The organism is Deltaproteobacteria bacterium (assembly GCA_017302835.1).
Classification (GTDB): domain Bacteria; phylum Bdellovibrionota; class Bdellovibrionia; order Bdellovibrionales; family Bdellovibrionaceae; genus UBA2316.
The window spans coordinates 87102-108926 of record JAFLCC010000001.1; the positions used below are offsets into that span (position 1 = coordinate 87102).

Genomic DNA, 21825 nt, shown 5'->3' on the forward strand with positions numbered 1-21825 from the left:
GACTCTGAAAAAAAATCAAGAAATCCAAGGGGAAATTGTTTTTTCTCGGGCCCTTCGTGCTCCGAAATTTCTACCTAAGAGAGCATATAACTTTATGATTTACAAAATTTAAAGTCTTTGCTTAACTGGCTGCACATGTCTAAATCCTTCACTATTTTTGCCTATAACGATTATAAAAAGTTTTTCAATGCTTGGGTTGAGCTCAAACCTAAAAATGGTTACGGAGAATATCGCAAGGTCTCGCAAGCTCTCAATCTTTCTACAACCATGATCAGCCAAGTATTTAAGTCTGACAAACATCTAAGCATGGAAATGGCGGCAGATCTGTGTGACTACCTAGGCCTTACTGATGATGAAACTGATTTTTTTTTGCTTTTGGTTGAATATCAAAAGGCAGGAAGCTTTAAGCTAAAAACTAAACTTGAAAGACAAATTAAGAAATCTCAGGAAAAATCTGCAAAATTGGAAAGTAAAGTAAAAAAAGATATTGAATTGTCCGATGGAGATAAGGTGATTTACTATTCAAGTTGGCTTTTTCAAGCTGTTCGACTCTTATCTGATATTGATGGCTTTGGCGATGCTGATGATATCGCACTTCGTTTGAATTTACCAAAAAATCAAATTCAAAAAGTGATCCACTTTCTTTTAGAAACAAATCTTTGCAAGCGCGAAAAAGGGCTGCTAAAGATGGGCCCAGCCATTACTCATATCAATTCTAAATCGCCCATGGTATCTAGACATCATTTAAATTGGCGCCTTCGAGGTCATCAGCAAATGACTTTCAATGATGAAAAAAATTTCTTTGCCACAGTTCCAATGGTTTTATCCGTGGAGCTCGCAGAAAAGTTAAGGCAAGAGTTGCCGCAATTCATTCAAAATATAACCTCGGAAATAGTTTCGTCAAAATCAGAAGTGGTTCGTTGCTTAAATATTGATTTTTTCGAGTACTAAGATCTTAAGCAATTTAATATTCTCTGAATTTCACAGATCGAAACCAGTCTTGTAAATCTTGCCAATTAGTTTTATCAATAAATTTATACAAATTTGAGGTGAGTGTTCGTATATTATTATAATCATTGCCACTAAGTTTAAATTTGGCCGGATTAACAAAATAGGTGACATAAACACGGTAACATTCTTTTTTAGCATCAGAATATTCCGTTGATTCCTTAAAATCATTTTTGATAAAAATTCTCTTTGATTGAGCTAAACAACGCTCTAAGCCTTCATGATGTTCGAGCCACTTCACCCCCATCAATATTTCATGAGTAATTAAAAAACCTTGTTGAAAACTATCCAAGGTTTTCCAAATTGGTTTAGAAATATATATCAAATCTGGAAAATGATATGCTGCCTGTTGAGTTTCAATTTCAAAACCAATACCGATTTTGAACGGATCTAAAGTTTTTAACGGAACAGGAATCAAATACCATTTTCTGGCTTCTACAATATGATAAAAATCAGCAGCAAGTTCTGGAAACTTATTTTTAAGAACTTCCAAAATCGGTAACACCTTTTCTTTATAGGCTGGCTCCTCTGAAATCATGATTCGATAATCTTCAACTAACTTACCATTTACCAAATTGCCCCCGCCAAGATCAACACCACCAGCGCTTCCACCACCAGAGGAATTGGTCTCAGTTTTAGTTTCAGGAGTTTTAATTACCTCTTGTGTCGTTTCTTTTTTCCCGCCACATGAAGTTAAAACGGCTGTCAATGACAATGATAAAACAAGAAATCTATATTTCTTCATTTCATCACCATTGTTTGGATGTCTAGATCTTTTAAATAAATGACTGTTTCTTTTAATGTGTCCTTATGAATCAATTTTGATAGAATAATTCTATTCGCCTCTATATCATAAATCCCGTTTTCATTATGATAAGACTCGATAATTTTGTTTTTATCATTCTTGATATCTATAGTAATATTTCTTAACAACATATTTGGACTTATTGATCCACTTTGGGCTTTGTCCGCTGTTATCTGAATACATTTTTTCTTGCTATTTACACAAGTTGATAGTTCAAATTTATCAATTTGTGATTGCACTTCACTCCGTGCCATTATCCCTATGGTTAGACCTAAGATGAAAATCTTATTTTTCATATATTCATCCCTAATGACTTCTAGATAATGATTTACATTCTTGGAAGGAGACAAAATCTTCCCCATTCTGATCAACGAAAAACCCACCAAAAGTTTTATCCAATAGGCCTTCCCCTTCTCCACATTCATTAAATCTAGCAGGACCTAGGGCTTTAAGATCTTTTACAGGCTTTCTAAACCAAGAAAATACATCTACACGAACCACTTCCTTTTCAACAGGAGATGATGATCCTTTTGCGTTCCCGTTTTTTACTAATTTCATACTCGTAACGCCCTTAAGAGCTTGATCAAACAAATCTAATTTATTATCGGTATTGTTTACGCAAATTCCATCTACGACTAAATAGCCAGGACGTTGTCTTGTTTGACCATCTCCCTTAGGGCATAGTTGGTCTTTATATTTAATTGCATATCTAAAAGCCTCTGCCAAGTCAGCACCAATAGATAAAGTTTCACCCATTAAATGGCGATCTCTTAAAGTGTATATGTTTGGAGCCACCTTCAATAAATACTTATATTTTTGTTCTGTTGTCAGGCTGTCTTTAGGATCAAATTTATAAAGTTGATCTAAACCATCATAATTATAGGCAGTATAAATATTATAAAACAAAACTTGCCCAGCAACCATTTGTCTTAAAGCCATCAGATCAGGGGGAGCTAGTTTCTTTTGAAAAACATTATCGTAATTGCAAATGGCTTTACCTTCTTTTTCATCAATGTACTGACAAGAGTGCTTCGCTTCAATGCCCGAGTTTATAGCCAACCAAAATGGATCCAAATTCAAAGTTAACGACTTATCATAATTTTTGATTAACCATTTTCGAAAGTTATTCCAATTTGTTTGCTGGTCGGATAAAAAATTTTGAACATCAGCTAGCGTTTCAATGTCCTCTTTGCCATCCAATAGAAATTTTCTTAACGGGACACTTGGCAACTCGCTGATTATTTTTTCTAAATTCTTAATTTTTCCATGATTTCGAACTAAGGGTTTGATTCGTGTCAGAATACCTTTCATTACTGTGTAATTTTTTAAAAATCCTTCGGTATAAAACTGTGCCTTCAAATTATCTGGATTTTTCAATAAGGCCATTTTGAATGCCTTCTCTGCCAATGGTACTGTATGAATTACCATTAACTGTTCACCGGCATCGGCAAGCTCGTCGTCATTCATGGACTCATCTATTTTTATTAACCTTTCAGAACTGGGATTATCTATTTTTTTTTCAATAATTTTTTCTGTGATTTTTTCATTCTGTTGACAAGCACTTAAATTGAAAAGCAATCCGATGAGTGCAAAAATTGAAAAATATAGTTTTAGTTTTTTAGCCATATTAACCTCTTAATTATTCTTAATTAAACTTAATATATTCAAAAAACATATATTAAAATAGAATCATTTTGTAAATAGTAAACTATAAAGTTAACAAATAAGTAAACTATACAGGGGGACAGCAGTTTCTTCTTTACACCTTTGTCTGGGAAAGGTGCATATAAGGTTTATAGGCTCGTCCTATATTGAGACTTTAGTACATTTTACTTAAGTCGAACTCCCTTAGACCGATATCTCATTTGGGAGGCCCTATATGAAATTTAATAATATTATCTTCGCAACAATGCTTCTTTTCACTTTTGCCTTTGCAAATCTTGCAGAAGCAAAGAAGTCCAACGGTAGTCATTCTTCAGCGTCTAAAAAAATGAAAAAAAAGCATAAAAAAAAGAATAAGAAAAAAGTTGTAAATAATAGTTCAAGTAAGAAAAAACGTGATGTTGCCAGCGTCAAAAAAGGTAATAAGAAAGCTAAAAATAAAAAAAACAAAGGGTGAGTTCACCCTTTGTTTAGTTTTCTAATCCTTTAGAAAATTTAATAATTATAAAGAAACAACACTTACAATTTTATAGCCCTATTTCTATTGTCCGAAAAAACCGGTCCACTGTGGAGCCCCAATTGTCGCAAAGGAAAGCAACTTATACTCTTTAACGATTTCTTGCCCTACTGGCTTAGTTTGAGGATTGTTTTGCGCGATCATACCTGCCAATGAATACAAAGTCATTCCGTGGGCGCCGCGAGTGGCTCTGGTGTATGCATCTGCTATCAAGGGGCTCGTAACTGGAAATTGATTGTGATAAATAATTGGATCTTTTCCATCTCTAAGATAAGTAGACAAGGCTTCCTGTGAGGCGATTTCCTTGTTTCCAAATCTAAGATTTTTCTTAGCCACTACAAAATATTGTCTTGGTTTTCCATTGGGAAATACAAATTGATAATCACCTAGCGCATTCGGAGCCAATACGCCATGGAGCCAGTTTCCTGAAACATTATAACGGTAATACACATCTGACGGGCTCGTTCTAGATACCATATTTAAAGACGCTGCCGCTTCATTATTTTGAACCAAACCTCTTTGAATTCCTTCAGCTGGATAACCGTAACTTTGAATCACTTGATCAATTGCTGAAACGGTATTTGTATCTTTCAAAGCCGCTTTTTTTGCGCTTGAAAGACCTGTGATCAAGTCAAAACTCGAACTTCCAAAAGCCTTCTTAATTTGATTTTTTAAAGCAGATCCGTTCATAACCATGGAGGTTTGGTTAAATAAACCAGTAAATTGAGCCACTTTACTTAAATCAATAGCTGCATAATTAATAGAATCATTTTCATTCTGGTAATTTAAAGCATATTGATAAACCATAATTTCAGCCAGTTCCCTTGCTTCCATTGTTGGTTTCGCAACTAAAGGCTGTAGAAAAGAAGTGTAGTTCTCACCTTCTCCTGGTTCTAAAAATTGTGAGCCCACTAAAAATTTAGCGACATCCTTAACTTCATAGGCCACTTCAAGAGTCGACATTAAACAAGCATCAAAATTTAAAATATCAATCAAGGGAACTGGAGATCTTGAAATCCCTCTTTGTTGAGCTACGGCAACGTTCATAGCCTCAAGGCCTTTTCTGAGCATTGGCATATTTAAATAAGTTCTGGGATTATCGTCATAAGAAACACCCTGCCAGCCATTTCCATGATTCCAAATAATGACAGCATATTTTTTAGCTGGAAAATTCTTAACCCCCCAAACCAAAAAATCTGCTAAAGTTTGTGGGCTTCCCATATCAGTCTCTGGAAAAGTTTCTAGAACCTTAGATGTTATCTTTCCTTTAATCGGGTTGGGATTTTGAGTCACGTAGTATCTGGTCGTTGGCATATTTCTTGGCTCTGGATCTAACTGGACAACAATATTTACCCCCGCAGAGGATCCTACTTTTTCCATTTGAGCCATATTCAAATCAGAAAATGTATAGAGGTTATTATCCGCATTTATATAAACCAGATAGGTCCATTCCTTCAACGGGTTTGTCTGAGAAAAACCAACCTGGGAATAAACTAAAAGCATCGTAACAATCAGCGCATTCAAAAATCCTATAACTTTCATATTACCTTCCTTGTGTGTTGAAGATCCTATCGTTACGATTTTTTGCTCGCAAGAAATTATTTACATTTACAAAATTTTTTTTCTATCTAAATGATCCATAACTTCTGCTTATTTCAGTCAAGTTAGTCGTTTATATCGTTGTCATTTTTTTTTGGATTTCATCTTTAAATTCAGCTTCAAAACGATTTAGTTCTTTCTCATCAGGTTTATGCTTTTTTAATTTTTTTTAAGAAAATTATATTTTCTAGAAATTATAATTTTGTCATGCGTTATTCATGGCGACGTCTCTTCCCTGTGTTCGCGTTTGCCATGGTAGTTACTTATTCTTGGCATTTTATATTCTTATCTATTGAGCAATTTATTGTTTTTTAAACGCTCTGATTTTTCAATATAGTAATCCCAAATTCCATCATAAACATTCAAATTGTTTTTATCGAGCTCAAAAACTCGAGTGGTGATTTCTCTAAGAAAAAACCTATCATGGCTTACAATAATAACAGTTCCAGGGAAGTTTTTTACTGCCTGTAAAAGCATTTCACGAGAAGTTATATCTAAATGATTTGTTGGTTCATCTAATATCAATAAATTAACTGGTCGAGCTAAAATAGTTGCCAAAACAACCCGACTTTTTTCTCCACCCGAAAGGATTGAAATTTTCTTATCTGCCTCTTCTCCAGAAAACTTAAAGGCACCTAAAAGACTTCTAATTTGTCCCAAGCCTGCTGTAGGCAAATGGCTATGAATTTCTTCTATGATCGTATTCTGTGGTGATAATACGTCTAACGAGTTCTGGCTAAAATAACCCACTTCAATGCTCGAACCAATTTGTAAAAAACCACTTGTTGGCTCCGTTTCTTTTGCAATGATCTTAAGTAAAGTGGACTTTCCTGCTCCATTAACTCCAACGACAGCCACGCGATCAAGTCGTTTAACTAAGGCACTGGCGTTTTTAAATACGAGCTTCTCTTTGCCTTCCTTGCTTTGCCAAATTTTAGTTAGATTTTCAAATTTGACGACCTCGTCTCCACCTCGAGCTGGAACGGGCCAAACAAATTGAATCTCTTTTTCTTCTAAAGGGATTTCAATTCTATCAATTTTTTCAATTTTTTTAACTCGAGATTGAACTTGAGCTGCATGCGAAGCTCTTGCTGCAAATCGAGCAATAAATTCTTCTTCTTTTGCTAACATTTCTTCTTGTCTCTTAGCTGCTGCTATCAATTGTTCTTTTCGTATCGCTTTTTCTTTCTCATAAAAATCATAATTTCCTGAGTAAACGGTAATTGTCTGATACGCAACCTCAACAATTTTACTTACTAATCGATTTAAGAACTCCCGATCATGGCTCGTCATCAACAAGGCCCCCTTAAACTGTCTAAGCCATTCCTCCAACCAAATGATAGACTCTAGATCTAAATGGTTAGTCGGTTCGTCCATGAGCAACACGTCGGGATTCATTAAAAGAATTTTTGCCAGAGCAATTCTCATTTTCCAACCGCCACTAAAGCTTTCTGTAGGGCGATGGTAATCTTCCGGACCTATTCCCAAACCGGTGAGAATCTCCTGAGCTCTCGCTTCCAAATCATAGCCTCCAAGCCTTTCAAAATCCGCTTGAACTTCTCCATAGTGTTCCAATATCTTGGTCATTTGTTCTTCCGTTAAATCTGGAGAAGCCAGTTGGTGTTCATAGGAAACAATTTGTTTTTGCAATTCACTTATTTTACCAGCAGATGAAATGACCTCTTGAAGCGCAGATCGGCCTTCCATTTCTTCAATATTTTGTGAAAAATACCCGATGACCGTTCTTTCGGACTTGCTGATGGTTCCCGAATCAAAACCTTCTTCACCAACAATAATTTTAAAAATAGTGGATTTACCAGCTCCATTTGGACCAACCAAACCAATTTTTTCTCCATTATTGATTTGAAAAGAAGCATTTTTATAGAAAACTTTAGCACCATATTGTTTGGTTATATTAGAAATATGTATCATCTTTTTTCTCGATTCATTTTTTGAAAGAACTCAAGTTCTTAATTCTTAGCTGAAATAATAGCAACTATTTTCAATTTTTTTTAAATTTGAAGCTTCCACAAAAAACGACATTTTTTGTCATAGTTTCAAAAGCACCAGACTTAAATCTCATTAGTTAATTCTAAACATCCTTTTCCAATAAATTTGAATGCGATTGCCGTAGCAAAACTGTCTAAATCTCTACAGTGGTTTTAGTTTACATATCGGTGTATTATGATTCTCTATTTTTTGATAAATTGTTTTCGATAAATTTTTTATGGCTTTTCTTAAGGAGAAAAAAATATGAAACCACTTATTTTCTTAATGGGTTTACTTTTTAATATCACTGTTTTTGGTGGTAATTTCAATCCTGGTAAATTCACTGGTGATAACCGCCCCTTCACCTATTCTGATTATAATTATTTTGTTACCTTATATTGTTCCTCTAGTCCCTACGGCTATTATTTCACTGAAGATGGTAAAATCTGGCGAAATCATACCAATATGTTTGGAAATAATTGGAAAAAGACTTCGGCGTATTTTGCCGCTTTAGCAGTAGATTATAACAATAAATCAATTTCTGTTAATATCAATGGACATACATATTCTGGTACTCTTGGTACCCATGTAGAGTATCCACAAGATAATATTGAAAATTATTTTGTTTCTTTTAACCCTCGTTTGACTATAGATGACACATCAATGTCACAATGCAATTTAAAACTTCAAAGAAAATAGAAACGGCTTTTTTTATAAGAGCTTTTTATTTTTTTACTTATTCTTTAATTTAGCTGAATTTGGACCATTTAATTTTTTCTTAATTTGCTAAATCTTAGTTATGGCTTTCCAAAAGGTGATATCATTGAAATCACCTTTTGGTTTCGCCTGTAGCATTGATAATTTAGTGTTTTGCTATCGAAGATTTTTTCTTGTCTTTATCTTTTTTAGCTGCAGCCTTGGAAGCCTCAGACAATTCTAACTCTTCTTCCTCAGTCATTGGAGCGCTCCCCTCTGCTGTAAGAAGTAATTTACCAATTCCATGGGAGGACAGCAGTTGATTTCTAAGGGTTGCCATTGCCTCTGGGTTTTGTCTTAGATATTGCTTGGCCTGATCACGACCTTGGCCCATTCGCTCCCCTTTATAACTAAACCAGGCTCCTGATTTATCAACAAGATTGGCAACTACCGCCAGATCTAAAACATCACCCTCTGCGGAAATCCCCTCATTGTACATCAAATCAAATTCTGTTTTAGTAAATGGAGGTGCTAATTTGTTCTTTACAATTTTAACTGCTGTTCTATTTCCAGTAATTTCCTCGCCATCTTTGATAGCACCAACACGTCTGACATCCATTCTCACTGAAGCATAAAACTTAAGTGCATTTCCACCAGTTGTGGTTTCGGGGTTACCAAACATCACACCAATTTTCATACGAATTTGATTAATAAAAATCATCAATGTGTTGGATCTATTAATAGCCGCTGTTAATTTTCTGAGAGCCTGAGACATAAGGCGAGCTTGCAGTCCCATATGGCTATCACCCATTTCTCCCTCAATCTCTGCCCTGGGGACTAAGGCGGCCACAGAGTCGACCACGATCACATCGACAGCACCAGATCTGACAAGGGTTTCCGCGATTTCCAAGGCTTGCTCCCCCGTATCTGGCTGAGAGATCAATAAATCCTCAGCATTGACACCGAGCTTTTTAGCGTAATTCACGTCCAACGCATGTTCAGCATCAATAAAAGCAACGACGCCTCCTTTTTTTTGCGCTTGAGCGATCACAGATAAAGCAATCGTTGTTTTGCCAGAAGACTCTGGCCCATAAACCTCAACGATTCTTCCCTTGGGTAATCCGCCGATGCCAAGAGCAATGTCTAAACTTAAAGAACCTGTGCTGATAACCTCAATATCTTTATGTAAAGAATCACTAACCCCCAAGCGCATGATAGAGCCCTTGCCAAATTGTTTTTCAATTGTTGAAACGGCAAGCTCAAGAGCTTTCAATTTTTCCCCATGATTTTTTTGCGATTCTTTTGTTTCTTTTTCTGTGTTCATTGTCTTAATTTCCTTTCATTTTTTTATCAAATTTAATGTTGCTATTTATATGTTATCTAAATTTGCTTATTCACTAGGTCCACAGCGAAATCCACAGACTTTTCTTGAATTTCAACCCTGCTACCTAGAAAATATTTTTTTTCTGTACATTCAAAATTGGGTCCTATCAATGCAAAACACACAGTACCCACTGGCTTATCCACAGTTCCCCCATTCGGACCAGCAACACCAGAAATACTGAGCGCCCATTGAGACTTAAATTTTTTTAGAGCCCCCCTAGCCATTTCTAGGACAACGGGCTCACTCACGGCACCAAATTTTAAAATTGTTTCTCGAAGAACCCCTAAAATATCTTCTTTCGCAGAATTGGAATAGCACACAACGGAACCCACGAAGACATCAGAGACACCTGGAATTTCCGTCAATTTCGCAGAGAGCTTCCCTCCAGTACAACTCTCAGCAAAACTTATCACTGCATGCGCGCGACGAAGCTTTTCACATAAAAGATCTAACTTTGTACTTAATCTGTCCATAAAAAAAACCCTTGTTGCAACTGTCCAACGACTTTTTATCATAAAAAAAGTCGAAAACCATTTAAAACAGGAAATGACAGAATATTTTATTTAATTCTAGACTTTAAAAAAAATGACAAAACCTGACGAATTAACGCAAAATCTTAAGTAATGTCTTTGTCGTTCATGTCATTTATGAGCCTGTCCCCAAAAGGTCAGATACAAGGCGTGATTCCGTCAAAAAATTCGTGGCGGTTTACTTAATGTAAGTTGGAACGGATTTTTTGACGGGCCAACGAAGTAGATGACCTTTCGGGGACAGGCTCTTTATATCTCATTTAAATGAGAAAGGGGACTCCATGTTTAAAACAAGTAAGATAGGATTGGTTTTAATTATTTCCATTTTTGTAAGTTGTAAGAAAAAAGAAGAGAACACCACCGTGAATTCTAACATTGCTAGCCAGGTGGTCTCAAATTTGAGTCAAGTTAGTTCCAACTTTACCCCCACATCTCTGTCTTCAGCAACCACACAAAACCTTTCGCAAGCTTCAGATCCCTGTGCTTCAACTTCTGATTGGGCGATTTGCCAATCAAATTTAATCCGTGAATATTTAAAAATTGGAAAATCATCTGTGGAAACAATAACCCAATTAGTTTCAAGCATCGGTGGGGCCTTAGGTCAAATACCTGACGGCAATTCTGGAACTTCAGACAATGGTAAAATTTCCTGGTCCAAATCAAGTAGCGGCGCCTGGTCTGTTATCTCTAGAGGAACAAATAATGCTTCCAATGCCTATATCTCCATTTCAAGCAATGTCTACACTTTGAAAGTAGATAATTCTGTCAGTGAAAATAATCCCACAAATTGGAAGGTGGAAGCATCTGTAACTTACACCGATTCAGAAACTTGGGACGTTTCAGTTTTCGTAAGCAATACCGATTGTAACACCGCAGACGTCGGAGCTCCTTCAAAAGCAACGATTTATGTTTCTAGGGCAAATGGACTGTGGTCGGGAAAGGCCATGCTCTATTCGCCTCGATGGAAAAAACCAAATGTCACGGTGACTTGCGATGGCACCGCCGCTGGCACTTATGAAATTGCCATGTATACTGATTTTGTAGGCAATAACACCTCGACAAAGGCCGCATTGTATTTAATTCCTGCCTCTGTTTCAAGCCTAACGAATTCTAATAGCAGCACTTATGCTATCAATAATTTTTGCACAAACTTTAGTGACGCCTGCGGAGTCACCGGCGGTCCGACGAGTGGCTACTTTACTTCCAATGGAATTCAAAATAATTGGTGTACTACGGGAGCCAACACTACACCCACTTGGGGCAACAATTGCTCTTCTAATGCAAGTGTTTCTTCAGCTAGTTATTCAAGCGATTCAATTTGGATCGCTCCGGCAACTCTAAAGCTTAAAGATGTTACCTTGCCGACCAGTTTATAAATTATGTTTGCCTTGACAAGAAAAATAAACCTACACAAAATCTTTAACTGCATGCCTAAAATTATTTTTTTTTCGATTTTGTTATTTCTTTGTTCTTGTGCTCAATTACACCATGTTCAAATTGGTGAACTGGTCAGTCACCCTGACTTTATTCAAAAACCATTTGATATTAAAATCAGTGAAACAGGCATAAACATTCAAGAAGCCGCTAATGTTTCCAAAGTTTTTATGGATAAAAATCGCCAGAAAGAAGCTGAAGATATTGCATCCATCATCGGTTTATTTCAAATGGGTCCAAGAACAGGCAATCCCGTTTATGTTCGAGATTATGCAAAAAATTTGATTCAGCTTATTTATGAAAAATGTCCCTCCGGTAAAGTAACTGGACTTATGTCCATTCGTGAATCACGAAAATATCCAGTTGTTTCAGGGGAAATCGTTAAAGTTACTGGGTATTGTTTAATTAGAAAGGGAAGCTAATGTTGCGTTCAGTTTTATTGTTAGTCTCTGTTTTGTTTTTAACTCATTGTGCATCCATAAATAGTCTTTCTCTAACCCCCATTCCTCAAGATAGAAAGTCCCATGTTAAAACGGAAAAAAGCAAAGTGATAATTTTAGGTTTTAATTTTGATAATGATTTTGTTGATGAAGTTATTGAGGACCTTAAAAGACAATGTCCCAATGGAAAAGTTAGCGGTTTGCTTACAAAAGATGAAAATATTAATTACTTTTTATATTTTGTTTGGAAGAAACAAATTACAGCTACTGGATATTGTATCTCATCAAATTCTCAGGGCCCCAATAGGAATAGCGAGTTTTAAACATGAAGAATTATTGGATACCCGTTATTTCTTTTTTATTTCTCACAGGGTGCACCCACAGTATTCACCTGGCCCACGTCAGTGATTTCTCTCCGACCTTTAAGGAATACAACAAAGGCCAACTTGTAAAAGCCAAATCAGAGCAGTTTACAATCATGGGTTTTGTTGCCAATACAAACTATGTGGATGAAGCTTACCATCAATTGATAGCCCGCTGTCCTGGGGGATCTATACAAGGTATCACAACAGAGTATTCAACCAGTCATGGATTTTTTTCCTGGACCAATTATGTTGAAATGCAAGGGCTTTGCCTAAAATAGAGGAAACCTCTAGGACCAATCAACCTCATGGACCAATCAACCTCTTGAACCAAGTGACTTTAACCTTTTCTCCATTCCATCAAATATTGAAGAAGCAACATTTTTTGGAAAGTCAGTGGATAAATTTATCTTTATTCTACTTATGACCTTTGGGTTTTCCCGCCAACCTGGCGGGTGGCGGACAAATGGCGGGAATGTGGCGGACAATAGCTCATGGATTCGAGTCTAGACAATTTCCTTAGAGCCGGTCAATTTGATCAACGCTGAATAATTGACTAGATTTAATATTTAAGATTCTGGTGTTGACATGGCAAAAGAGATAAAAATAAAATCAATCACTGTTTCATATCGAGAAAATTTTAGCAGATGCGAAACTTTCCAGTTTAAATCAAGCAACCTCAACGTCGAAATCTAAGTGAAGTCTTTCAGCTAAATCCATCAGCTTATCTGCGGTGAACAAATCAATACGGTATTTTACAATCTCGTTAATGCGAGATGGATCAACCTTTAGCTTTTTTGCTAATTGAACCTGGGACATCTTGTGATCTTGAAGGTAAATAACAAACTTCTCACAAAGCTTAAACTTCACCTGATCAGCCTTAGAAGCATTTTTGGGAAGCATCCTAGATGGCTCTACTTTTTCAAGTTTCTTGCGCATTTTAGATAGTTCTTTTTCATTAGGAAAACTCACAAATTACCTCTTTCTCTTAGTCCGATGAGCATTAACAACACCAATATAAATTGCTCCGTCTTCAAGTAACCACACCAGTTTGTATGGTTTGTCAGAATATTCAACTAAAGTCACAAAATAAGAGAATCCATCTTTTTCTGCGACTGGAATTTCACGGCGACCATCAAGTTCATTAACCAATTTCAAGATGAGATCATCATCCATATAGTTCAAATGATTCTCTTCATAATGACTGGAAATAATCACTTCGTTAACCCGAAGTCCATTGACCAGAATAGCCTTGATTTTATACTAACGTCTTTCACTCATTCTCGAGCTAAGAATATCACAACATTGCGAAATTTCGCAATGTTTATTTTAAACATTTAACTGGAACCTGCGCAAACAGCAATTCAGCAAAAAATCTCAGCAAGTAACAATTCTTCTAAAGACTGTATTTTTTACTTCATTTGAAAAAAAACTACCCATCTACATACTTTTATGAAGATGTTATCGAAGTTCAATATGAATTTGAATATAAATTTGAACTTCAAGTTCAAATTTAGCTTCATCACTTTTGCGAAGTTTAAATATAAATAAAAGGGAGAGTTATGTTTTCGAATAAAAATTTTTCAATCAACAGGGCCAGTTTTTTCCAACAAGGCATCGCTTGCTACTATTTTGTTTTGTTTGTTTTTCTATTAAATTCTTCTTTTTCAATAGCTCAATCCTATCAAGGAGTTCCTGAAGTAGCTGAGGATCAAATTAACTCTGCTGTTCTTCCCCCATTACAAATCCCAAAAATATCTGCAAAAAGAAATTTGGTAATCCCAGAAAATCAAGAAGACCTTGTTAAAAAATGTACTGACACTTTTGAAAACCGTCCTGATCTTTTTAGGGGCACAAACCTTTTTAAGGGCACAAACACAGATCAACAACAGGATGAAAAAGATGAGAAAAATTCATTCAATGCCTACAGCTTTTCTATAAAACATGGGGCCTATGAGGTGTCTTATAATTTTTATCACCTTAACCCGAATTGGGTTTACCATCGTGTTCATCGATCTAATTTAGAAAACAGCTGTGGAAAAAGGGATAAGGGTTTTTATTCAGATTATCATTTAACTAAAGCAGGGGTTCCTAAAGAATTTATCCTCAGTGATAAAAGCTTTAAAGGCTCTGGATTTGATCGAGGACATATGGCTCCCTCTGGAGATTTTTTGTGGGATCAAGGAATCAACAAAGAATCTTTTTTCATGACCAATATGTCCCCGCAAACACCCGGCTTAAATCAAAATACGTGGCAAAAACTAGAAGACCACATTCGAAAGTGGGCTTGTGGCAATCAAGAATTGGAAGTCTACACGGGTCCCGTTCTTTCTCAAAAATTGGATCGATTAGAATCCTGCGTGAGTGTTCCACAATATTATTATAAAGTTTTAGTCTATTATAAAAATGGCAAACACCATGGAATTGCTTTTCTCTATCCACAAACAGATGAAAAAGAAGACGGAGACCCTTTTGAAAAACGAGCTCTCTCTATCAGAAAATTAGAAGAAGTTACAGGAATCAAATTCTTTAAAAATAAATATTCTCAAGAAGTTCAAGATCAATTCGAAACATCCTTTGATCTGAATGATTGGATTGGCACCGAAGTCAATTGCGTCGCTTGCAATGGAGTGCTAAAGCAGTAGTCCCTCTGGAATCACTCCCAATCTTACGGCTTCTGCAATTTTTTGATGTTCTTCGCAACCAACAATTTTAGAGGCCTCTTCGTAAGTCATAGGATCAGGATTTGTAATTTTTTCTTTCTTAAAGGCAATGATTTTATTTGCCACCTGTTCAAGGTGATTAATATCCAACACCCCTTGTGCTGTAGCCTCGATCAAGGCTTCTAGAGCTCTTGGTGGGGATAGTGGCTCGTTACAATATAGCAATAAATCACATCCTGCTTTCATTGCTAGTATGGGAATTTGATCTGGAGAATAGTTTTTTGTTAGGGCTTTCATATCGAGATCATCAGTGATAACAAGACCACGGAAACGATTAGCTTCTTTCAGAACTTTTTTGATAAAGATTTCTGAAAAAGTAACTGGGTATTTGGGATCAATCTTAGGAAATAAAATATGAGACGTCATGCACATTTCAACACGAGCTTTGAAAGACCGCTTAAAAGGGATAAGTTCAAAATCTTCCAAGCGTTTGAGCTCTGCATCTTCTGTTGGTAGATCCTCATGAGAGTCGATCAGGGTATTTCCATGTCCAGGAAAGTGTTTTACACAGGGGATGATTTCAGATTTTATATAACCCCTGACCAGCGCCGATGCGTGTTTACCCACTTGTTCAGGATCAGTTCCTAAGGCGCGATCACCAATAACAGTGTTTTGAGGATTTGAAAAAATATCCACACAAGGTGCGAAATTTAAATTGATCCCAACACTTTTTAATTCCATTCCCATCTTCTGACTAAACAAAAAGGAAATACTGGCATTGTCTAGTTCCCCCATCTTTCTTGCTGGAGGCCACAGCGTAAAGGGGGATTTTAATCGCTGCACACGACCTCCCTCCATGTCTATTCCAATAAATAAAGGGGCTTTGTCAGGCATATGAAATCTTAAGGACTGGATCTCTGTACACAAATCATGGACTTGTTTAGGTGACTCACAATTTCTTCCCATAAGAATAATTCCTGAAATATTATTATTGATAATAAATTTTTTTTCATCTTCAGAAAGAGATTTTCCCTGAATTCCAATAATCATTAATTGACCAAATTTTTTATTCATTTAACATATCCTTTTTATTTTTCTTCACTTCTCAAGTGGAATTTTTTTCTCAAGAGTTTCCACTTTCATGGGTAGTTCCTGATCACTCGAATTTGTTTGCTGACTATCGTGGTTGTTATCAATTTTGTTGATGCTTCCTCCTGGCTTGCTTACAATTCCAGCGCCTTCAGGAGTTCCAAACTGTTTGGATCCTGGGGGCTGAGTGACTGATCTCAATGCCTCTTGCTTCAATGTTTTAGACACGATATTATTCGTCCCCAAAGGAACTTCTCCGAATAAAGTTTTTAAGATGGCCGTGGGAAAAGGAAAAGTTCCTACCGCTTCATTGGGTTTTGCCATCAGTTCTGTTTCTATTCCCAATTTAGGGTTGATCACACCCAAAAGCTCTCCCCGATCCGTGAGATAGCTAATAAAATTTTGCGAATCAAATTCATTTTCAATTCTATAGGCCTTATAACCATTGAAATCTTCTATCGCTTTTACAAAGGAGATTCCACTGGCTAATTTAGCTTTTTCCTCAGCAATGGCTTTATAATTGTAGTTTGAGTTTGTCTGTATCCCTGTTTTACTTTTCAGCATTAAATAAGCTAAAAAATAGCTCAAAAAAGTGTCTTCAGGCAAATCCGTTTCCATCTTTGACATTTTTCCATCTTGAATGACAGTTGCGTAAAGGGTCAGCTTATTCTTGTTTGGATTTTTGCTTGAAGGTGATTTCTTTTTCGTAGCCTCTTTCCTGAATCTAAAAGTGGCCTCAATTTTTTTAGAAGAGGTTTTGCCCCTTTCGCTGCTTAACGTGAGGTATTCATAATTTATCGGCGATAAATTAGCATCGCTCACGGCTTTAACACTTTCCGTAATATTATCTCCCAAGGCTCCTGTCTTGGTAAAGATTGTCGCAAAAAATCTTTTCGAGACGGGATCAAACTCGTACTTAGAGATTAAATATCCCAAGTGTTGTTTGTTGATGTTAATCTTAAAATATCCCTCAAAAAGAACTTCCTTAGTCGCCTGGGCTCTTGCTCCTAGGAATGAGCTTAGAAGTAAAAACCCAACAAGTAATTCCAAGACCATGGTCCTGATGTTTTTTAGAGAAATTGATCTTTTAAAAATTTTTTGCTTTTTTATTGTTGTCATGTGTTTGATTTTCTCAACTGTAAAATAATTAATCAAGTAATTGTCTAGTTTATTATTGCACGGGTCCTTAAGGTCTTGGTTGGTTCTGTTAGGTCCTGGTTAGTCTTTGTTTTATGAGGTCTTGAATCTTTTTAATTTTTAACTAGAATAAATACCAAAGGTAAATTCAAAAATAATGAAGTTGTTGAAAAGTAATAAAAGTTTTCTCACGGGCAACAAAGGACAAGTAGCTTTATTTGTAGCTTTAAGCTTTCAAGTCCTTTTTTTATTTTTTGCCATGATCATTAATGTCGGCCTGCTTGTAAATCATAAAATAAATCTTCAAAACTCCGTAGATATGGCTGCCTATTACGGGGCTTCAAAGCAAGCTGAGCTTTTAAACTCCATCGCCCACATCAACTATCAAATGCGACAAAGTTGGAAATTACTTTCCTGGCGCTACCGTGTCCTAGGCTCTGCGGGGGATGATAGCCTCCACCCCTACGATCACCGACATGGGAGAATCAAGCCAGAAATGGATATTGAATATTCCAACGATCCCAATGGTCCAGATGCAGCTTTAGGTAATTTTCTAAGCCCCCCATTTTGCATTACCTATAACCCTTTTAATGAACGCATTGTTCCTAAGAATGAAAGTACCTGCAAAAGAACTCTCAGTCCTACGATTGCACAAGAAATTATTCGTCTTTTTAACCCTCCGTCTGTTGTTGCTTCTTTCATAGGAATTGCCAGCGTCACAAAAGCAATCACGAAAAACATGAAAGATTCTGCATTAAGTCGATGCGAAATTATGGGGCCCTATAATTATATGACTATAGGGTCGTTCATGATCGGTTATCAATTAGATCAATATGTCAGGCGAGTCTCAATCTCTCGAATTTCAAGAAGCATGAGCCGACAAAAAAACGATTTCCTTGATATTGAAGGAAACTCAGTCCTTGCAGGCGCCGAAGAAACTCTTAAACGAAATCTCACCGAAGCAAACAAAGGATCCACCAAATTAAGTTTTGAATTATACAACAGTTTAGCCCACAATGGATGTGGAAATCTTCCTTCTGACACAGAAACTCCAGCTCCTTGGCTTTCAGAAGTGCGAGTCTTTCCCTCCATATTTTATTTAGATTTAGAAAAATGTGACGATAAGAACACTTCGCAAGTAAGTTATAGCCCCAAAAATTTTGATTTAGTTAATACTTCTAACATCGATGATATAAATAATAAAAAATCTTTACCTGAATCTTATTTTACGCTTCTTAAAACTCAACCCGAGATAAAAGAACGAATCAAATATATTGCCCAAACGCTTTCTCTCTACAATGACAAATACCGCTTTGTCATTGGGATGGAAAAAAACCCATGGTGCCAAGCCTATGTGGGATTTAAAGCCAGTGCTAATCCCAAAATTCCATTTGCTCCCAGTAATTTGACTCTCACCGCTTCGGCTTTTGCAAAGCCATTTGGAGGACGCATCGGACCTTGGTACTATAAAAATTGGAGCAAAGGTTCCCCCGAATCCTCCGGTGATATTGATGACAGAACAGACACACAGCTCCCACTTCGTGTGAAAGATCTAGCTACACTAAAAAGTGACGCTAAGTTTTTTGCTAACCCTCTGAGAATTGCTAATTACTCTAAATATATTGGCGACCCCTATGGTTTGACTTCGTGGCAAACTCTAGCGCATATGTCTAAAACTTTATTTAATTTATACCCTGAAACACCCTACCGGACTGTTAACAGCGCTTCTTCGCCAACAGATAATGTTCTTATCAATGCTGGCAGTTACCCTGCGCCCAGGCTCGAAGATTGGTACAATGTAGGGGATGGAATTGATACCAATACTAAAAAAGACATCTTAGCTTGGAACATGGGTGAGGACAAAGAATCGGGAATGCGTGTTTTAGAAATTTCCGGGCTCGCTCCAGATCAGTTTGATCTAGCCTATTTTTCCATCGAGCCCAATTTCTATGAAAATTATTTCAAAAAACTCAAAGATGGTTTGATCAAGGCTATAGGACTCGACGAAAGTTTTATTCGCCCAGATCTGGGAGCTCGTATTGGTCATCCTACTCTGGAAAAATTTTCCGTCAAAGACCAGATTAAAACGGTGGCCGATATCTCGAAACCCCTTTTAGATTTTCAATCAAAACTCACTTACACTGTATTAAATCCAGTTCACTTATTAACGTCTTGGTCGAACAAATCCTTATTTGATTACGAAGAAGCCGCTGATGGTTTTTTTGGTGCTTGCCAATCTCCACTCACAACGAAGGGGACCTACACCGACCCACAAGAAAACTCTGCTTTTTTGAACAAGAATGAATCCATGCCCGGCGAATGTGTTACCGGTGGAAGAACCGGCTACTCCGTAAAAATAATTTCTAAAGATATCCTCTTTAGCCCCATCAAAGCAGGTGGCACCGGCAATGTCGAATCCATCATCTTGAATCCCCCAAGTGATTTTTAGATGTTTTTTTGAAAACCTTTAGCTTACCTTTGAATGTTTTTGTTTCTTTTCTCTTAGTTGCATTCGTAATGAGTCAGGACACAACTTATTGAACTGAGATCAACTTCACCAACGGCACCGTCATCAAATTTTAAGTTGATGACAAAGGACTCTTCATCAAATGAAATGACTTTTTTAATTTTATAACCCAGTTTCATTTGACTACTCCAGTCCTTTAATGCGCTTTGGTGGTTTCATGGCAATAACACTATTCCATGCTGTATTCAGTTCAGAAATATCCTTTTTCATACAATTCAATATCTCCTTTTAGTAAGTTTTCAAGTCAGCTGAAAAAACCGATGACACTGTAAAATTCAAATATAACTAAATCTTTGTATCAAGATGAGATTTTCTATTTATTTCCAACAATTCCCTATAAGTTTTCATGCTTTAGTCCGATAATTTTATAAGAACACGGGGGACTAATGAAAACCAATATTTTTCGAATCATCTTGGCTTTTGTTCTTATGACTTTTGGAACTGTATCTGCGACTGCAGATTTGGGGAATATTGGTGCTCCCGCTGATCCAAATGCTTCAACAACTCCGTATACTGATAACACAATAGGTGGAACAACTCCTTCTGAATCACCAACAGTTGTCCCAACCGCTTCTGAAGCTTCCGCTGCAGCTTCAACTGCTGGTGGTGAGGCTAATAAGGCAAATTTAATTGCTGCAGGAAATGTTTCTCAATTAACCACGTTGAAGTGCGAAGGGTTAATCACTGTTGAAACTCAAAAATTAAAAGCTGCTTGCTTGGAACTTAAAGCCTCCGCGACATCATGTAATGGGAAATACGATATGGCAGCGCCCATCTGCAATCCTGAATCAAATGCTAATTTACTATCAACAATATCTCAAGTTCAGGGATTAATGAGTGTAGCCCAAGGCCTTATGGATTCATGTAATAAATTCGGTAAAGCTATGAATCTCGCAAAGATGGGAATGGCGGGATACACTCTTGCTTGTGGAACAGTTCAAAAGGCTTGTGATATCTCATGTTCATCTGCGGTTAAAGATCTTGAAACATTCAACGCAGCCTCAGGGGCTGCGAAAGCAGAATTGACTTCTTGTGTTGTCACATTTTCAAAAACTAATCCCTTAAAAGCAGCTGATTGTCAAAATGATCTATATGCTATTCAAGCTCTCGATGCCCTCGCTGAGAATGAGAGTGCTACGACGGGGCCTACAGTTACGGCTAAGGCGAAGGTTTGTAAGGTGGATATCACGACCTTGTTAGGATTGGCGGCGATTAATTTGGGGGCTTTGGCTCAATCGAAAATGATGGCGGATAAATGTGAGAAACAAACCAAAGCCAAGGATGTCGCGGCAAAGACTGCGGAGGAAAAAGCAGATTGTACCAAGACAGAGAATGCCGCCAAAGCCGAGTGCTTGAATACTAATGGTTTGGTAGATTGCGCTGTTACAACCAATGCGGATAAGCCCATTTGTATTTGTAAGGCCAATCCTAGACTTAAAGGATGTGAAGGCATTTCGACGGCCTTAGCAACCAATTCCACGATGTCATCTGGATCTGCGGGAGGTGTCTCTGGCGGTAGCGGTCGCAATGCTCTTCTAACAAATGCACCGGGATCGGCTGCGGATAAAAAATTTCCAAATGACTTAGCAAAGTCCAATCGAAATGATGGCTCTGGTTCTGGCGCCTATGGCAGCAGCGGAGGAAGCAGTGCGGGTCTTACTGGAAGCTCTGATGGCGGCGCCAAAGATGGAGAGCTAGAGAAAAAAGGCGCCCTCGGTAACGCCAATATTCTAGGAACCGAAGGTGGCGGTGGTAGCGGAAGATTTGGCTATGGCGGCGGGTCTTACGGATCGGGGGACAAGGCTCAATTGCGAAAATTGGCTACGGCTAATGGATTCAAAGGAAAATCAACTGGGAACAACTGGAAAGATCAAGTGACTTCGAATGCAGGAAAATCAAATTTCGATAAAATCAAAGTCCGCTACAATGAAAATCGAGCCAGTTTGTTGGGCAGATGAAGTTAGCTGAAGTTGATTACGAAAA

The 21825-nt window shown here is 37.2% G+C and carries 22 protein-coding genes; 10 read left to right on the forward strand and 12 right to left on the reverse strand.

Translation table 11 applies throughout. The features are described 5' to 3' along the window. Window positions 1-135: 135 nt before the first annotated feature. Complete coding sequence (locus J0M15_00415; protein MBN8535487.1) at window positions 136-951, forward strand: TIGR02147 family protein; 816 nt, start codon at window positions 136-138, stop codon at window positions 949-951. Window positions 952-964: 13 nt separating this feature from the next. On the opposite strand, the gene J0M15_00420 is transcribed toward J0M15_00415, so the two are convergent. The 3 genes from J0M15_00420 to J0M15_00430 are packed head-to-tail and all read right to left on the reverse strand — an operon-like array spanning window position 965 to window position 3439. After that, on the reverse strand, window positions 965-1753 hold the full coding sequence (locus J0M15_00420) for a hypothetical protein (GenBank protein MBN8535488.1): 789 nt from the start codon (window positions 1751-1753) through the stop codon (window positions 965-967). After that, window positions 1750-2067 carry a hypothetical protein gene (locus tag J0M15_00425; GenBank protein ID MBN8535489.1) on the reverse strand — a complete coding sequence of 106 codons (318 nt, stop codon included), beginning with the start codon at window positions 2065-2067 and terminating at the stop codon, window positions 1750-1752. The genes J0M15_00420 and J0M15_00425 overlap by 4 nt, the downstream gene beginning before the upstream one ends. Window positions 2068-2119: 52 nt before the next feature. Next, window positions 2120-3439, reverse strand: a complete 1320-nt coding sequence (locus tag J0M15_00430) for a hypothetical protein (protein MBN8535490.1) — start codon at window positions 3437-3439, stop codon at window positions 2120-2122. A gap of 253 nt (window positions 3440-3692) precedes the next feature. Here J0M15_00430 and J0M15_00435 point away from each other — a divergent pair, with 253 nt between their 5' ends. Beyond that, complete coding sequence (locus J0M15_00435; GenBank protein MBN8535491.1) at window positions 3693-3932, forward strand: hypothetical protein; 240 nt, start codon at window positions 3693-3695, stop codon at window positions 3930-3932. An 84-nt stretch (window positions 3933-4016) separates the two neighbouring features. On the opposite strand, the gene J0M15_00440 is transcribed toward J0M15_00435, so the two are convergent. Next, the gene (locus J0M15_00440) at window positions 4017-5534 is read right to left on the reverse strand and encodes a hypothetical protein (protein MBN8535492.1); all 1518 of its coding nucleotides are present in this window, start codon (window positions 5532-5534) and stop codon (window positions 4017-4019) included. A gap of 342 nt (window positions 5535-5876) precedes the next feature. Then, entirely contained in the window at window positions 5877-7523 is a 1647-nt protein-coding gene (locus J0M15_00445) for an ABC-F family ATP-binding cassette domain-containing protein (protein ID MBN8535493.1), read from the reverse strand. A gap of 321 nt (window positions 7524-7844) precedes the next feature. On the opposite strand from J0M15_00445, the gene J0M15_00450 reads away from it, so the two are divergent. Next, a complete protein-coding gene (locus tag J0M15_00450; protein ID MBN8535494.1) occupies window positions 7845-8279 on the forward strand; it encodes a hypothetical protein in 435 nt (144 codons plus the stop codon). Window positions 8280-8442: 163 nt separating this feature from the next. Here the strand turns inward: J0M15_00450 and recA are convergent, their stop codons facing one another. Together recA and J0M15_00460 are read right to left on the reverse strand one after the other, a co-directional pair. Beyond that, complete coding sequence (gene recA / locus J0M15_00455) at window positions 8443-9600, reverse strand: recombinase RecA (protein ID MBN8535495.1); 1158 nt, start codon at window positions 9598-9600, stop codon at window positions 8443-8445. 56 nt (window positions 9601-9656) lie between these two features. Continuing rightward, window positions 9657-10133, reverse strand: a complete 477-nt coding sequence (locus J0M15_00460) for a CinA family protein (protein ID MBN8535496.1) — start codon at window positions 10131-10133, stop codon at window positions 9657-9659. 338 nt (window positions 10134-10471) lie between these two features. Here J0M15_00460 and J0M15_00465 point away from each other — a divergent pair, with 338 nt between their 5' ends. The 4 genes from J0M15_00465 to J0M15_00480 are packed head-to-tail and all read left to right on the forward strand — an operon-like array spanning window position 10472 to window position 12707. Beyond that, window positions 10472-11566 (forward strand): hypothetical protein, encoded by a 1095-nt coding sequence (locus tag J0M15_00465; protein MBN8535497.1) that lies wholly within the window; start codon window positions 10472-10474, stop codon window positions 11564-11566. 51 nt (window positions 11567-11617) lie between these two features. Next, on the forward strand, window positions 11618-12046 hold the full coding sequence (locus J0M15_00470) for a hypothetical protein (protein ID MBN8535498.1): 429 nt from the start codon (window positions 11618-11620) through the stop codon (window positions 12044-12046). After that, window positions 12046-12387 carry a hypothetical protein gene (locus tag J0M15_00475; GenBank protein ID MBN8535499.1) on the forward strand — a complete coding sequence of 114 codons (342 nt, stop codon included), beginning with the start codon at window positions 12046-12048 and terminating at the stop codon, window positions 12385-12387. The genes J0M15_00470 and J0M15_00475 overlap by 1 nt, the downstream gene beginning before the upstream one ends. Window positions 12388-12389: 2 nt before the next feature. Beyond that, a complete protein-coding gene (locus J0M15_00480) occupies window positions 12390-12707 on the forward strand; it encodes a hypothetical protein (GenBank protein MBN8535500.1) in 318 nt (105 codons plus the stop codon). Between the two features lie 388 nt (window positions 12708-13095). Here J0M15_00480 and J0M15_00485 read toward each other — a convergent pair whose 3' ends face one another. After that, window positions 13096-13398, reverse strand: coding sequence for an XRE family transcriptional regulator (locus tag J0M15_00485; protein ID MBN8535501.1), 303 nt, complete (start codon window positions 13396-13398; stop codon window positions 13096-13098). A 3-nt stretch (window positions 13399-13401) separates the two neighbouring features. Next, complete coding sequence (locus tag J0M15_00490) at window positions 13402-13602, reverse strand: hypothetical protein (protein ID MBN8535502.1); 201 nt, start codon at window positions 13600-13602, stop codon at window positions 13402-13404. A gap of 386 nt (window positions 13603-13988) precedes the next feature. Between J0M15_00490 and J0M15_00495 the strand changes: the two genes are divergently transcribed. Beyond that, a complete protein-coding gene (locus tag J0M15_00495; GenBank protein ID MBN8535503.1) occupies window positions 13989-15071 on the forward strand; it encodes a DNA/RNA non-specific endonuclease in 1083 nt (360 codons plus the stop codon). Here J0M15_00495 and nagZ read toward each other — a convergent pair. After that, a complete protein-coding gene (nagZ, locus tag J0M15_00500; protein ID MBN8535504.1) occupies window positions 15060-16163 on the reverse strand; it encodes a beta-N-acetylhexosaminidase in 1104 nt (367 codons plus the stop codon). The genes J0M15_00495 and nagZ overlap by 12 nt on opposite strands. A 24-nt stretch (window positions 16164-16187) precedes the next feature. Further along, entirely contained in the window at window positions 16188-17297 is a 1110-nt protein-coding gene (locus tag J0M15_00505) for a hypothetical protein (GenBank protein ID MBN8535505.1), read from the reverse strand. Window positions 17298-17472: 175 nt separating this feature from the next. Between J0M15_00505 and J0M15_00510 the strand changes: the two genes are divergently transcribed. After that, window positions 17473-19764 (forward strand): Tad domain-containing protein, encoded by a 2292-nt coding sequence (locus J0M15_00510; protein ID MBN8535506.1) that lies wholly within the window; start codon window positions 17473-17475, stop codon window positions 19762-19764. 53 nt (window positions 19765-19817) lie between these two features. On the opposite strand, the gene J0M15_00515 is transcribed toward J0M15_00510, so the two are convergent. Continuing rightward, window positions 19818-19961 (reverse strand): hypothetical protein, encoded by a 144-nt coding sequence (locus tag J0M15_00515; protein MBN8535507.1) that lies wholly within the window; start codon window positions 19959-19961, stop codon window positions 19818-19820. A gap of 267 nt (window positions 19962-20228) precedes the next feature. Between J0M15_00515 and J0M15_00520 the strand changes: the two genes are divergently transcribed. After that, window positions 20229-21800, forward strand: coding sequence for a hypothetical protein (locus tag J0M15_00520; protein MBN8535508.1), 1572 nt, complete (start codon window positions 20229-20231; stop codon window positions 21798-21800). Window positions 21801-21825 lie beyond the last annotated feature (25 nt).

Excerpts from the sequence above, each read along its gene's own strand:
- J0M15_00465 (MBN8535497.1), top strand. The coding sequence starts at position 10,472 with ATGTTTAAAACAAGTAAGATAGGATTGGTTTTAATTATTTCCATTTTT.
- J0M15_00470 (MBN8535498.1), top strand. The coding sequence starts at position 11,618 with ATGCCTAAAATTATTTTTTTTTCGATTTTGTTATTTCTTTGTTCTTGT.
- J0M15_00445 (MBN8535493.1), bottom strand. The coding sequence starts at position 7,523 with ATGATACATATTTCTAATATAACCAAACAATATGGTGCTAAAGTTTTC.
- J0M15_00515 (MBN8535507.1), bottom strand. The coding sequence starts at position 19,961 with ATGAAACTGGGTTATAAAATTAAAAAAGTCATTTCATTTGATGAAGAG.
- J0M15_00460 (MBN8535496.1), bottom strand. The coding sequence starts at position 10,133 with ATGGACAGATTAAGTACAAAGTTAGATCTTTTATGTGAAAAGCTTCGT.
- J0M15_00475 (MBN8535499.1), top strand. The coding sequence starts at position 12,046 with ATGTTGCGTTCAGTTTTATTGTTAGTCTCTGTTTTGTTTTTAACTCAT.
- J0M15_00480 (MBN8535500.1), top strand. The coding sequence starts at position 12,390 with ATGAAGAATTATTGGATACCCGTTATTTCTTTTTTATTTCTCACAGGG.
- J0M15_00505 (MBN8535505.1), bottom strand. The coding sequence starts at position 17,297 with ATGACAACAATAAAAAAGCAAAAAATTTTTAAAAGATCAATTTCTCTA.
- J0M15_00420 (MBN8535488.1), bottom strand. The coding sequence starts at position 1,753 with ATGAAGAAATATAGATTTCTTGTTTTATCATTGTCATTGACAGCCGTT.
- recA (MBN8535495.1), bottom strand. The coding sequence starts at position 9,600 with ATGAACACAGAAAAAGAAACAAAAGAATCGCAAAAAAATCATGGGGAA.
- J0M15_00490 (MBN8535502.1), bottom strand. The coding sequence starts at position 13,602 with ATGGATGATGATCTCATCTTGAAATTGGTTAATGAACTTGATGGTCGC.
- J0M15_00430 (MBN8535490.1), bottom strand. The coding sequence starts at position 3,439 with ATGGCTAAAAAACTAAAACTATATTTTTCAATTTTTGCACTCATCGGA.
- J0M15_00415 (MBN8535487.1), top strand. The coding sequence starts at position 136 with ATGTCTAAATCCTTCACTATTTTTGCCTATAACGATTATAAAAAGTTT.
- J0M15_00425 (MBN8535489.1), bottom strand. The coding sequence starts at position 2,067 with ATGGCACGGAGTGAAGTGCAATCACAAATTGATAAATTTGAACTATCA.
- J0M15_00520 (MBN8535508.1), top strand. The coding sequence starts at position 20,229 with ATGAAAACCAATATTTTTCGAATCATCTTGGCTTTTGTTCTTATGACT.
- nagZ (MBN8535504.1), bottom strand. The coding sequence starts at position 16,163 with ATGAATAAAAAATTTGGTCAATTAATGATTATTGGAATTCAGGGAAAA.
- J0M15_00440 (MBN8535492.1), bottom strand. The coding sequence starts at position 5,534 with ATGAAAGTTATAGGATTTTTGAATGCGCTGATTGTTACGATGCTTTTA.
- J0M15_00510 (MBN8535506.1), top strand. The coding sequence starts at position 17,473 with ATGAAGTTGTTGAAAAGTAATAAAAGTTTTCTCACGGGCAACAAAGGA.
- J0M15_00450 (MBN8535494.1), top strand. The coding sequence starts at position 7,845 with ATGAAACCACTTATTTTCTTAATGGGTTTACTTTTTAATATCACTGTT.
- J0M15_00495 (MBN8535503.1), top strand. The coding sequence starts at position 13,989 with ATGTTTTCGAATAAAAATTTTTCAATCAACAGGGCCAGTTTTTTCCAA.
- J0M15_00435 (MBN8535491.1), top strand. The coding sequence starts at position 3,693 with ATGAAATTTAATAATATTATCTTCGCAACAATGCTTCTTTTCACTTTT.